Source organism: Curtobacterium sp. SP.BCo (genome assembly GCF_051903265.1).
GTDB lineage: Bacteria > Actinomycetota > Actinomycetes > Actinomycetales > Microbacteriaceae > Curtobacterium.
Genome location: NZ_CP194337.1, coordinates 1989069 through 2001263, shown reverse-complemented (window position 1 = coordinate 2001263; position 12195 = coordinate 1989069). Strand labels below are relative to the sequence as shown.

The 12195-nt window shown below is 71.5% G+C and carries 10 protein-coding genes; 4 read left to right on the top strand and 6 right to left on the bottom strand.

Going from position 1 to position 12195, the window contains the following annotated elements:
• Positions 1 to 949 precede the first annotated feature (949 nt).
• Positions 950 to 1342 (bottom strand): DUF3040 domain-containing protein, encoded by a 393-nt coding sequence (locus ACRQ4B_RS09610; RefSeq protein WP_439691215.1) that lies wholly within the window; start codon positions 1340 to 1342, stop codon positions 950 to 952.
• Between the two features lie 83 nt (positions 1343 to 1425).
• On the opposite strand from ACRQ4B_RS09610, the gene ACRQ4B_RS09605 reads away from it, so the two are divergent.
• Positions 1426 to 2544 (top strand): polyprenyl synthetase family protein, encoded by a 1119-nt coding sequence (locus ACRQ4B_RS09605; RefSeq protein WP_439691214.1) that lies wholly within the window; start codon positions 1426 to 1428, stop codon positions 2542 to 2544.
• A 72-nt stretch (positions 2545 to 2616) separates the two neighbouring features.
• Here ACRQ4B_RS09605 and ACRQ4B_RS09600 read toward each other — a convergent pair whose 3' ends face one another.
• On the bottom strand, positions 2617 to 2982 hold the full coding sequence (locus ACRQ4B_RS09600) for an Rv2175c family DNA-binding protein (RefSeq protein ID WP_439691213.1): 366 nt from the start codon (positions 2980 to 2982) through the stop codon (positions 2617 to 2619).
• A gap of 216 nt (positions 2983 to 3198) precedes the next feature.
• On the opposite strand from ACRQ4B_RS09600, the gene ACRQ4B_RS09595 reads away from it, so the two are divergent.
• Positions 3199 to 4350: a LysM peptidoglycan-binding domain-containing protein gene (locus tag ACRQ4B_RS09595; protein ID WP_439691212.1), complete on the top strand. Its 1152-nt coding sequence runs from the start codon at positions 3199 to 3201 to the stop codon at positions 4348 to 4350.
• Between the two features lie 103 nt (positions 4351 to 4453).
• Positions 4454 to 6469, top strand: coding sequence for a Stk1 family PASTA domain-containing Ser/Thr kinase (gene pknB / locus ACRQ4B_RS09590; RefSeq protein ID WP_439691211.1), 2016 nt, complete (start codon positions 4454 to 4456; stop codon positions 6467 to 6469).
• Positions 6470 to 6730: 261 nt separating this feature from the next.
• On the opposite strand, the gene ACRQ4B_RS09585 is transcribed toward pknB, so the two are convergent.
• Genes ACRQ4B_RS09585 through ACRQ4B_RS09575 form a run of 3 tightly spaced genes read right to left on the bottom strand, consistent with a single transcriptional unit; the run spans position 6731 to position 9898 of the window.
• Positions 6731 to 8116, bottom strand: a complete 1386-nt coding sequence (locus ACRQ4B_RS09585) for a class II 3-deoxy-7-phosphoheptulonate synthase (RefSeq protein WP_439691210.1) — start codon at positions 8114 to 8116, stop codon at positions 6731 to 6733.
• A 56-nt stretch (positions 8117 to 8172) separates the two neighbouring features.
• Complete coding sequence (locus tag ACRQ4B_RS09580) at positions 8173 to 8913, bottom strand: lysophospholipid acyltransferase family protein (protein WP_439691209.1); 741 nt, start codon at positions 8911 to 8913, stop codon at positions 8173 to 8175.
• A 31-nt stretch (positions 8914 to 8944) separates the two neighbouring features.
• Positions 8945 to 9898, bottom strand: a complete 954-nt coding sequence (locus ACRQ4B_RS09575) for an ROK family glucokinase (RefSeq protein WP_439691208.1) — start codon at positions 9896 to 9898, stop codon at positions 8945 to 8947.
• Between the two features lie 121 nt (positions 9899 to 10019).
• Between ACRQ4B_RS09575 and ACRQ4B_RS09570 the strand changes: the two genes are divergently transcribed.
• On the top strand, positions 10020 to 11867 hold the full coding sequence (locus ACRQ4B_RS09570; RefSeq protein ID WP_439691207.1) for an AMP-dependent synthetase/ligase: 1848 nt from the start codon (positions 10020 to 10022) through the stop codon (positions 11865 to 11867).
• A gap of 139 nt (positions 11868 to 12006) precedes the next feature.
• Here ACRQ4B_RS09570 and ACRQ4B_RS09565 read toward each other — a convergent pair whose 3' ends face one another.
• Positions 12007 to 12138: a hypothetical protein gene (locus ACRQ4B_RS09565; RefSeq protein WP_439691206.1), complete on the bottom strand. Its 132-nt coding sequence runs from the start codon at positions 12136 to 12138 to the stop codon at positions 12007 to 12009.
• Positions 12139 to 12195 lie beyond the last annotated feature (57 nt).

Genomic DNA, 12195 nt, shown 5'->3' with positions numbered 1-12195 from the left:
CGCCCGCCCGACACTTCCTGCGACCTCAGCGCCGCCCAGCTCAGCCCGACGCGACCGACGCGACCGGACGCGCCTGCGACGCCGATAGCCGAGGCCGACCCGCGCCTCCCGTCCGGTGGTCAGCAGCGCCCCCTGGTCGCACGACATGCCGCGCGCACATCACCGAGGTCGCACAACGTGTCGCCTCCCGGGCGCTCGCGCGACACTTTTTGCGACCTCGGCACCGTCCAGCCCCGCTCAGCCCGACCCGACCCGCCCGCGGCGCCGATCGCCCGCGACGCGGATCGCCGGTGCCGACCCGCGCCTCCCGGCCGGTGCCGACCCGCGCCTCCCGGCCGGTGGCCAGCAGCGCACGCTGGTCGCACGACATGCCGCGCGCACCGCGCCGAGGTCGCACAACGTGTCGCCTCCCGCACGCCCGCCCGACACTTTCTGCGACCTCGGCGCCGACCAGCCCCGCCCAGCCCGACCCGACCGACCCGCCCGCGGCGCCGATCGCCCGCGACGCGGATCGCCGGTGCCGACCCGCGCCTCCCGGCCGGTGGCCAGCAGCGCACGCTGGTCGCACGACATGCCGCGCGCACCGCGCCGAGGTCGCACAACGTGTCGCCTCCCGGGCGCTCGCGCGACACTTTTTGCGACCTCGGCGCCGACCCACCCACCCGCCCCGCCCGACCCGACCAGGCCGACGCGACCGACGCGACCGCGACGCGGATCGCCGGGGCCGACCCACGCCTCCCGTCCGGTGGTCAGCAGCGCCCCCTGGTCGCACGACATGCCGCGCGCACATCACCGAGGTCGCACAACGTGTCGCCTCCCGGGCGCTCGCGCGACACTTTTTGCGACCTCGGCACCGGCGAGCCAACACGGAACCCCGGACACCGCCCCGGACGCACGAAACGGGGCCGGCCCCGAAGGACCGACCCCGTGGAGGAGTGTGGAGAGCCGCCTAGCTCTGGTCGTTCCGCTTGTCCCAGCGGTCGTTCATGCGGTCCATGAAGGACCCGCTGCCACCCTGGCTCGGACGCGGCGCACCGCCACCCGAGGGCTTGCCGGCCCGAGGCGTCTTCGCCTTGGGCGCGCGCATGCCGGGACGCAACGCGAAGAGGACTCCGGCGAGCATGACGACGAAGCCGAGGATCCCGATGAGCGGCTGGCGCAACACCAACCCGACGATGACGATGGCGACGCCTGCGAGTGCTCCGAGCACCCCGAGCGTGATCGACGTGTACGTCGGACGACCCTGGCGGCGCGTGACACGCGCCACGAAGTCGGAGTCGTTCTGGTAGAGACTCCGCTCCATCTCTTCGAGGAGTCGCTGCTCTTGCTCCGAGAGTGGCATCTGTGTTCCCTCTGTTCCTGGGATCGACGCGTGGTTGAGGTGGATCGAGTCTACGACTCGACCGCTCCACTAGGGTAGGGAGTGTGGCTGAGAGTACGCGATTAGTGGACCTCGTGTCGGCGCGGATCGATCGAGCGCTGGACGACCAACGGGAACGGCTCGCCGCGATCAGTCCGGACCTCGCTCCGTTCGACCTCTACGCCCGCGACCTGCTCTCCGGCGGCAAGCGCTTCCGCGCCCTGTTCTGCTACTGGGGATGGCAGTCGGTGGCCGGGCGGTCGGGGTCGTTCGACCCACTCGCCGAGGGGTCCCGCCAGACCACGGCCGAGGCGATCGTCACGGTCGCCGCGGCGCTCGAGATCTTCCACGCGGCCGCGCTCGTGCACGACGACATCATGGACCGCTCGGACACCCGTCGCGGGCGTCCGGCAGCGCACCGTCGCTTCGAGTCCCTGCACGAGGAGTCCGGCTGGGTCGGCGACCGCGGTCTGTACGGCACGAACTCGGCGCTGCTCCTCGGCGACCTCCTCCTGTCCCTGAGCGACGCGGTGTTCGACGAGGGCCTCGCGCTCCTCGACCCGGCACGCGGCCGGATCGTCCGGCAGGAGTTCCACACCATGCGGCTCGACGTCACGGCGGGGCAGTACCTCGACGTGCACGAGGAGACGGCGTGGCCCTCGATCGACGAGGCCGAACACCTCGTCCGCGCCCAGCGCGTCATCGTCTTCAAGTCGGCGAAGTACTCGGTCGAGGCGCCGCTGCTGATCGGTGCGCTCGTGGCCGGCGCGTCCGAGGCCCAGCTCGAGGGGCTCCGTGCGTTCGGCCTCCCCCTCGGCGTTGCCTACCAGCTCCGCGACGACATGCTCGGCGTGTTCGGCGACCCCGAGGTGACCGGCAAGCCCGCGGGCGACGACCTGCGCGAGGGCAAGCGCACCGTGCTCATCGCCTCGGCGCGCAAGGCGCTGCCGAACGGCCCGCGGCAACTCCTCGACGAGCTCCTCGGCGACCCCGACCTCGACGAGGCGCAGGTGCAGATGCTGCGCGCGACGCTCACCGAGTCCGGCGCGGTGGCCGCGGTCGAGCGCTCGATCGACCGCCACGTGCAACGCGCGAAGGCCGCCATCGAGGCGGCGCCGCTGACGCCGTCGGCGCGCGAGCAGCTCGTCTCGCTGGCCGACACGGTCAGCCGCCGCGTGGCGTAGACGCACCAGGACGACGGACGGGAGGCCCGTGGCGACGCCGCCACGGGCCTCCCGTCCGTCGGGTGGGACCGTCTACAGGAGCGACTGGGCGATGCGACGCACCTCGGCCTTGCGGCCGGCGCGCAGCGCGGCGATCGGCGAGGTGCCGATGATGGCGTCGTCGGTGAGCATCCAGCGCACGGCCTCGTCGTCGGTGAAGCCGTTGTCGCTCAGCACGGTGAGGGTGCCGCGCAGTTCCGGCAGGGGTTCGCGGTCCTCGATGAACTCGCTCGGCACCCGGAGGACACCGCCGATGCGGGCGGCCAGCAGGGTCTTGTCCTCGAAGAGGCGGTGGATCCGGCCCGGGCTGGTGCTGAACATGTCCACCAGCTCGGGGACGGTCAGCCAGCGCTCGGAGAGGGTCAGGTCGTCGGCGGGTTCAGCACTCACAGGCCCCATGTTGCCAGAGCCTCGCGGAGGCGCACACCGTCACGTTCGTCACATTCGTCACATGCGTCCCGTTCGAACCTCTGGTTGACTTGGGAAACAAGACATGCCAGCGTTGAGCAACCTGTGAGTGCGCACGCGCGCTCGGCTCACCGGAGATCAGGAGATACCGTGGACCACGCTGCAGACGAAGACGCCCGGCGCGCACGATCCGCCCGGTTCGCCACCATGCCCATCGTCCTCGCGGGGACGATCGCCGTCACCGCCGGGCTCACCGGTCCGGTGGCGCACGCCGAGCCGCGACACGACGACGACAGCGCCAACAAGCGGCACGTCGACCAGGACCGCAACGTCGGCGACCGTCCGGTGTTCGGCACCGCCGTCGCTCGGCCGTCGCAGACCGCCGTCACGACCGTCGCGGCGGTCACGAAGGCCCCCACCACCTACACCGTGCGCCAGGGCGACACCGTGTCGGGCATCGCCGCCCGCTTCGGGCTGTCCGCGCAGGAGGTCCTGGTCCGCAACGGCCTCGGCTGGAACACGATCATCCACCCCGGGCAGACGCTGCACCTCGCGTCGACGCCGGCCGTGACCACCGCCTCGGCGTCCACGTCGAGCACCGGCAGCTACCACGTCAAGCAGGGCGACACGGTGTCCGGCATCGCGTCCCGCGTGGGTGTGTCGACCACCGCGCTGCTGAGCGCGAACAAGCTGTCGCAGCGCTCGGTGATCTACCCCGGCCAGACGCTGCGCGTGCCGTCCGCCTCGGCGGCGACCGCCACCGCAGCCCCGGCGGCCCCGGCCGCCGCGACGTCCTCGGCGCCGGCCGCTCGCGCAGGGAGCGTGAAGATCGGCACCGGCGACACCATCGCCTCGATCGCTGCGTCGCACGGTGTGACGGTGTCGGCGCTCCTCTCCGCGAACGGACTCACCTACACGAGCACGATCTACGCGGGGAAGACCCTCGTCCTGCCGTCGTCCGGGCCGTCCCTCTCCGCCGAGCAGCGGGGCAACGCGGCGACCATCGTCGCCGTCGGACGCTCCCTCGGCGTCTCCGACCACGGCATCGTCATCGCCCTGGCCGCGGCGATGCAGGAGTCGAGCCTGCGCAACCTGTCGCACGGCGACCGTGACTCCGTCGGGCTGTTCCAGCAGCGGCCCAGTCAGGGCTGGGGTTCGAAGGCCGCGCTGCAGGAGCCGGCGACCGCGGCGAAGCTGTTCTTCACCGGCAACCCCGGGCAGACCCGCGGCCTGCTCGACATCGCCGGGTGGTCGTCCATGAACGTCACCACCGCGGCGCAGGCCGTGCAGGTGTCCGCGTACCCGAAGGCGTACGCACAGTGGGAGAAGACCGCGCAGCACCTGCTGGCGTCGCTCTGAGCCTGGCCGTCCGGCGAACCCGAGTCATCCGCAAGATCGAGATTCGGTCACGACCGGTGCGTCAGTGCGGGTCCGCGCAGTCACGATTCGTAGAATGCCGCCGATGACCACCAACGCCGCCACGGATCCGATGATCGGTCGCATGATCGATCACCGGTACCGCGTACGCTCCCGCATCGCGCGCGGGGGCATGGCGACCGTGTACCTCGCGACCGACGTCCGCCTCGAGCGACGCGTCGCGATCAAGATCATGCACGGGCACCTGGCCGACGACCAGGCCTTCCGGGAGCGCTTCATCCAGGAGGCCCGTTCCGCCGCCCGACTGTCGCACCCGAACCTCGTCGGCGTGTACGACCAGGGCGCCGAGGACGACACCGCGTACATCGTCATGGAGTACATCCCGGGCATCACGCTGCGGGACCTCCTGCAGGAGCACCACGCGCTCACGCCGGAGCAGGCGACCGACATCCTCCGCGCCGTCCTCGCCGGGCTCGCCTCGGCCCACCGCGCCGGGATCGTGCACCGCGACCTCAAGCCCGAGAACGTCCTGCTCGCCGACGACGGGCGCATCAAGCTCGGCGACTTCGGGCTCGCGCGCGCGACGACCGCGAACACCGCCACCGGCGCCGCACTGCTCGGCACGATCGCGTACCTCTCCCCCGAGCTCGTCACGCGCGGCGCAGCGGACTCCCGCAGCGACATCTACGCGCTCGGCATCATGCTCTACGAGATGCTCACCGGCGAGCAGCCCTACAAGGGCGAGCAGCCGATGCAGATCGCCTACCAGCACGCGAACGACTCGGTGCCCGCGCCGAGTGCGGCCGTGCCCGGGGTACCTGCCGAGCTCGACGACCTCGTCGCCTGGGCCACCGCGCGGAACCCCGACGACCGGCCGAGCGACGCCCGCGAGATGCTCGACCACATGTCGGGCAACCAGCAGCGCGCCACCGGGCAGTACCGGACCGCCGTGCTCCGGCCCGAGAACGCCACCGCGATCCTGCCCGCCGGGTCCGCCACCCCGTCGTCAGCCGACTCCGGCGACGCGACGACCATCCTCGAGCCCGCAGGGGCACAACAGCCCGTCCAGCGCGGCGGCCGCAACACCCCGGGCCCGCGCCGCACCGGTTCGCAGCCGGGCGCGCTGTCCCCTGCCGCCCAGCGGCTCGCCGACAAGTCCGTCAAGCGACGGAAGCGCGGCTGGATCGTCCTCGTCGTCTTCCTCGTCCTGTTGGCGATCGGTGGTTCCCTGGGGTGGGCGTTCGGCCCGGGCCCGTGGGGCAACGTCCGGATCCCCGAGGTCGCCGGCAAGTCCGTGTCGCAGGCGCGCCAGCTCCTGGAGGCCCAGGGCCTGCACACGGCGTCGGCCACCGCGACCCGGTTCGACGCCGTGGTCGCGAAGGGGCAGGTCTCCACGACCAAGCCCGCCGCGAAGCGTGAGGTCCGCAAGGGCACCTCGATCGAGATCGTCGTGTCGAACGGTCCGAAGATGATCGCCCTGCCGGCCATCGTCGGCCAGCCGATCTCCACCGTGACCGCGGCCCTCGACGACGACTTCCAGCTGCAGGACGACCAGTACCAGTTCTCCGCCGACGCCGCGAAGGACACCGTCATCGCCGCCACGGGACTCGGTACCGACGGCCAGACCATCGACCTGTCGAAGACGAAGACCTACGGCGAACGCGGCCCGGTCACCCTGACCGTGTCCCTCGGCCCGGTGCCGGACGTCGTCGGGAAGACCGTCGCCGAGGCCCAGGCGGCGTTCGACGCCGTCGGCCTGACGATCGGCGCGCAGGACGGGCAGTTCAGCGACGACGTGCCAGAGGGCCAGGTCATCTCCGCGAAGGTGCAGGACGACCCCGCGGTGAAGGGCAGCGCCGTCGACCTCGTCGTGTCCAAGGGTCCGGCGCCCATCTCGCTGCCGGACGTGCAGGGCAAGACGATCAACGACGCCACCTCGACCCTCGAGAACCTCGGGCTGAAGGTCTCCGTGCCCGACTGCACGAACATCCTGTGCGGCTTCTACGACTGGAAGGCGTCGCTCCCCGTCGACGCGACCGACCCCGCCGCGGGCACCACCGTGCACCGCGGCGACACCGTCACGCTCTCCTACAAGCAGTAGGCGCGCCGCCGCGCGTGCCGCGCCCGCCGCGAGTCTCGGGGTGAGCGACGGTTCTCGCGGCCGCGGGCACGAGAACTGTCGCTCAGGGCGAGTCTCGTGGCCGGTGGTTCCCGACCGACGGACGGGAGGCACGGTGCAAGCTGGCACCGTGCCTCCCGTCCGTCGCGGCGGAGCCGAGTCTCGGTCTCAGCGACGCTTCTCGCGCACGATGCCGCGAGGACCGTCGCTGCAGCCGAGACTCGGCCTCGCGAGCGCGGCGCGCTACGCGCGCACGTGCGGGTGCGCGCTGAGCTCCTCGGCGACGAGGAACGCGAGCTCGAGCGACTGCATGTGGTTCAGGCGCGGGTCGCACAGGGACTCGTAGCGCGTCGCGAGGGTCGCCTCGTCGATCTGCTCCGAGCCGCCCAGGCACTCCGTGACGTCGTCGCCGGTGAGCTCGACGTGCATGCCACCCGGGTAGGTGCCGACCTCGCGGTGGGCCTCGAAGAAGCCGAGGACCTCGTCCACGACGTCGTCGAACCGGCGCGTCTTGTACCCGGTCGGCGTGGTCAGGCCGTTGCCGTGCATCGGGTCGGTGACCCACAGCGGGTTGGCGTCCATGCCCTTGATCGCCTCGAGCAGCTTGGGCAGCTCGTCGCGGATCTTCCCCGCACCCATGCGGGTGATGAACGTCAGGCGGCCGGGCTCGCGGTTCGGGTCGAGCTTCTCGACGAGCGCCTTCATGTCGTCGACCGACGTCGTCGGGCCGAGCTTCACCCCGATCGGGTTCCGCACGCGGGACAGGAAGTCCACGTGGGCGCCGTCGAGGTCGCGGGTGCGCTCACCGATCCAGATGAAGTGCCCGGACGTGTCGTAGGCCTGACCGGACCGCGAGTCGATCCGGGTCATCGGGCGCTCGTAGTCCATGAGCAGGCCCTCGTGCGAGGCGTAGAACTCGACGTGCTTGAGCGCCTCGAAGTCCGCACCGCACGCGTCCATGAACCGGATCGCGCGGTCGATCTCCTTCGCCAGGTGCTCGTACCGGGCGTTCGCCGGGTTCGAGGCGAAGCCCTTGTTCCAGGAGTGCACCTGGCGCAGGTCGGCGAACCCGCCCTGGGTGAACGCGCGGACGAGGTTCAGCGTGGACGCGGCCGTGTGGTAGCCCTGTACGAGGCGACGCGGGTCGGCCTGACGGCTCTCCGGCGTGAAGTCGTAGCCGTTCACGATGTCGCCGCGGTACGCGGGCAGCGTGACGTCACCGCGGGTCTCGAAGTCGCTGGAGCGCGGCTTGGCGAACTGCCCGGCCATGCGCCCCATCTTGATGACGGGCATCGACGCGCCGTAGGTCAGCACCACGGCCATCTGCAGGATCGTCTTGACGCGGTCGCGGATCGAGTCCGCGGTGGCGCCCGCGAAGGTCTCGGCGCAGTCCCCGCCCTGCAGCAGGAACGCCTTGCCCTGGGCCGCGCTCGCGAGCCGCTCACGGAGCTTGTCGACCTCGCCGGCGAAGACGAGCGGGGGCAGCGTGGCGATCTCCGCCGAGGCCGCCTCGGCCGCCGCGGCGTCCGGCCACGTGGGCTGCTGCTTGATCGGGAGCGTCCGCCAGTAGTCGAGCCCCTCGATGACGTCCGGATCCTGCAGGGCGACGAAGTCGGTCGACTCGAACAAGGGTGGTACCTCTCGAAGGGGTGGCCGTCCGGGCGGGTTGCCAGGACCTTCGAATCCTAACGTGCCGAGGCGTCCCGCCCATTCCGTGTGACCTTGCCCCGGAGGACCTGCTCACGAGCGGTGCTGGCGCGCTCCTTGACGCTCGTCGCGTAGACGTCGACGTACTCCTGGCGGCTCAGCCCGGCGAGCTCGTGCATGACCTCGTCGGTGACGCTGCGCAGGATGAAGCGGTCGGTCTCGAACCCCTCGAAGCGGGAGAAGTCGAGCGGCCGGCCGAACACCACGCCGACGCGCTTGAACTTCGGGATGCGCTGCCCGATCTGCTGGACCTCGCGGGTGCCGACCATCGCGACCGGCACGACCGTGACCCGGCCCTCGAGGATCATCCGAGCGATGCCGGTGCGGCCGCGGTACAGCTTGCCGTCCGGGCTGCGGGTGCCCTCGGGGTAGATGCCGAGCTGCTCGCCGCGGGCCAGGACCTGGAGGCCGGCACGGAGCGACGCCTCGGACGCCTTGCCGCCGGAGCGGTCGATCGGCAGCTGGCCGATCGCGTTGAAGAAGGTCTTCGTCGCCCAGCCCTTCAGCCCGCGCCCGGTGAAGTAGTCGCTCTTCGCCAGGAACGACACCCGTCGGTCGAGCACCGCCGGCAGGATCACCGAGTCGATGAACGAGATGTGGTTCGACGCGAAGATCACCGGCCCCTTCGCGGGGACGTGCTCGCGACCGACCACCCACGGCCGGAAGAGCGTGAGGATGAGCGGACCGAGCAGGAAGTTCTTCAGCAGCCAGTAGGTCATCATCGACTCCTCGACGGTTCGGTGGGCGACCCTACGCCGTGCGGGCGTGGATGCGTGCGAGGTCGGCCGCGCCGACGACGCCGGCGTCGTTGACGAGCTCGGCGATCACGAAGTCGGGCTCCGGGTGGTAGCCACGGGCCGGCAGGTTGCTGAGGTACGCCTGCTTGATCGGGTCGAGCAGCCGGTCCCCCGCGCTCGCCACGCCGCCGCCGAACACGAAGAGCTGCGGGTCGAGGACGGCGGACAGCGAGGCGCAGGCCTCGCCGAGGTGTCGTCCGAGCCGGCGCAGGGCCGCCAGGGCACCCGGGTCGTCGGCGAGGATGAGGTCGCCCACGATGTGACCGTCCAGCTCGCCGCCGTTCGCCGCGCGTGCGTCGGCGAGGGCCTGACCGATGCCGCCCGCGTCCGCGACGTCGTTCGCCATCCGCTGCAGGGCGCGGCCTGAGCCGTACTGCTCGATGCAGCCGCGTGCGCCGCACCCGCAGGGCAGGCCGTTCGGCACGATGCGGAGGTGCCCGATCTCGCCGCCGGTGCCGAACCCCCCGCGGAACAGTCGGTCCTCGGTGACGATCGCGCCGCCGACGCCGGTCCCGATGGTCAGCATGGTCATGTCGGAGACGAGCCGACCGGCGCCGAAGCGGAACTCCGCCCAGCCCGCCGCGTTGGCGTCGTTGTCGACCGTGATGTGCAGGTCACCGATGCGCTGCTGCAGCTTCTGCCGCAGCGGCTCGTTCCGCCACCGGATGTTCGGCGTGTAGTAGACGATCGACTGCGAGGCGTCGATGAAGCCGGGAGCGGCAACGCCGACGGCGCTGACCTCGTTCGCGGCGCGCAGTCGCGAGACCATCGCGACCACGTCGTCCAGCATGGCGTCCGGGTCCGCAGCGTTGGTGGCCACCCGGTCCTCGGCGACGATCTCGCCCAGTTCCGTGACGACCGCACCCGCGATCTTGGTGCCCCCGATGTCGATTCCGATGGCGTGCACGAGGATCGAGCCTACCGGTTCGATGCGTGCACACGGAACGCGAGGGAAGTGCCCATATGCTGGCGGTGTCGCCTCGACGATGAGGCGCCCTCGAATCGAACCGGCCGACAAGGGAGTCACCGTGAACGATCAGCGACACCCCACCCCGATCACCGCCCCCGACCACGGCTCCGCCGCTCGCCTCCTCTCCGAACGGGCCCAGAAGACACCGGACCGGCCGATCCTGGCCGAGCGGCACGGCGACACCTGGACGACGATCAGCGCCGCCGAGGTCGAGCGACGGGTGCGCGGGATCGCGAAGGGCTTCGTGGCCGCGGGCCTCGAGCCGGGCGCGCACGTGGCGATCCTGTCGCGCACCCGCCTCGAGTGGACCCTCGTCGACTTCGCCGTGTGGACCGCCGGTCTCGTGTCGATCCCGGTGTACGAGACGAGCTCGCCCGACCAGGTCCGCTGGATCCTGTCCGACTCCGAGGCCGTCGCGATCGTCGTCGAGCAGGAGGAACACGCACGCCGTGTGGCGTCCGTCGCCCCGGACCTGCCGCACCTCGGGCAGCACTGGACGATCGACGGGGGTGGCCTCGACGACCTGACCCGACTCGGCGAGGACGTCACCGACGCCGAACTCGACGCCCGGACGGCCGACGTGCACGGTCACGACGACGCCACGATCATCTACACCTCGGGGACCACCGGTCGACCGAAGGGCTGCGTGCTGCGGCACGACAACTTCACCGCGACCGTCGAGGGGGCGTCCGAGGCGATGCCCGAGGTCGTCGCCGACGACGCCTCCACGCTGCTGTTCATCCCGATGGCCCACGTCTTCGCCCGCTTCATCGCCGCGATGAGCGTCAGCGAGGGGGTCCTGGTCGGCCACGAGCCGGACACCAAGGACCTCATGCAAGCCGTGTCGACCTTCAAGCCGACGTTCCTGCTCGCCGTGCCGCGGGTGTTCGAGAAGATCTACAACTCCGCTGAGCAGAAGGCCGACCTCGGGGGCAAGGGGAAGGTCTTCCGTGCGGCCGCCCGGACCGCGGTGGCGCACTCGGAAGCGCTCGCGAAGGGCAGGGTGCCGCTCGGGCTCGCCCTCCGGTTCGCGCTGTTCGACAAGCTCGTCTACGCCAAGCTCCGTGCCGCGATCGGCGGCCGGGTCCGCTACGCGATCAGCGGGTCCGCACCGCTCTCCCCGCGGCTGTCGCACTTCTTCCGGTCCATCGGGGTCCTCATCCTCGAGGGGTACGGCCTCACCGAGACCACCGCCCCCGCGACCGTGAACCGCGCCGGCGAGCTGCGCATCGGCAGCGTCGGTCGTGCCCTGCCCGGCGTGGAGATCCGGATCGCCGACGACGACGAGATCCTGATCCGCGGCGTCGACGTCTTCGACCGGTACTGGCGGAACGACGAGGCGACCGCGACGGCGAAACCCGACGGCTGGTTCCACACCGGCGACCTCGGTCGGCTCGACGGCGACGGCATCCTCACCGTCACCGGACGCGCGAAGGAGCTCATCGTCACCGCGAGCGGGAAGAACGTCGCCCCGGCACCGCTCGAGGACGGCATCCGCGAGCACCCGCTGATCGGGCAGGTCGTGGTGGTCGGCGAGGGCAAGCCGTTCGTCGCCGCGCTCGTCACCCTGGACCGCGACATGCTCGCGGGCTGGTGCGAGACGCGCGGGATCACCCCGGCGCTGACCCCGCACGAGGCCGCCTACGACGAGCGGGTCCACCAGGCCGTGCAGGAGGCGATCGACGCCGGCAACCAGCGGGTGTCGCGCGCCGAGTCGGTCCGGTCGTTCACGATCCTGGACACGGAGTTCACCGAGGCGTCCGGGCACCTGACGCCGAAGCTCACGATCAAGCGGGCGATCGTCATGCGGGACTTCGCCGCCGACGTGGAGCACATCTACTCGGGGTCGAAGGTGCAGACCACCGCGACCCCGGTCGTGGAGCCGCGGGGCCGTCGCCGCGGCTGACGCGGAGCGCGCAGCCGCCCGTCGGCGCAACCGCCCGTCAGCGTAACCGCCTGGAGGCCCGGATCACGTCGCAGGGACGTGATCCGGGCCTCCAGGCGGTTCTGCTGCGCGCGGGGCGCGACCCGCGCTCGCGACGCTCCTAGGCCTGCGGCGCCTGCGCCGCCTCCGGCGCGTCGAGGACGGCCGTCGAGGAGGTCGTGACCGTGGCCTCGGCGGGACGGCGGTTGGTGCGGGTGCGGTGCGAGCTGAGCTCGTCGTCGGGAGTGGTCATGATGGGTCCTGGGGTGTGGGGGACGGTGCCGGTGGGAAGCCGACAGCAGCACGGTAC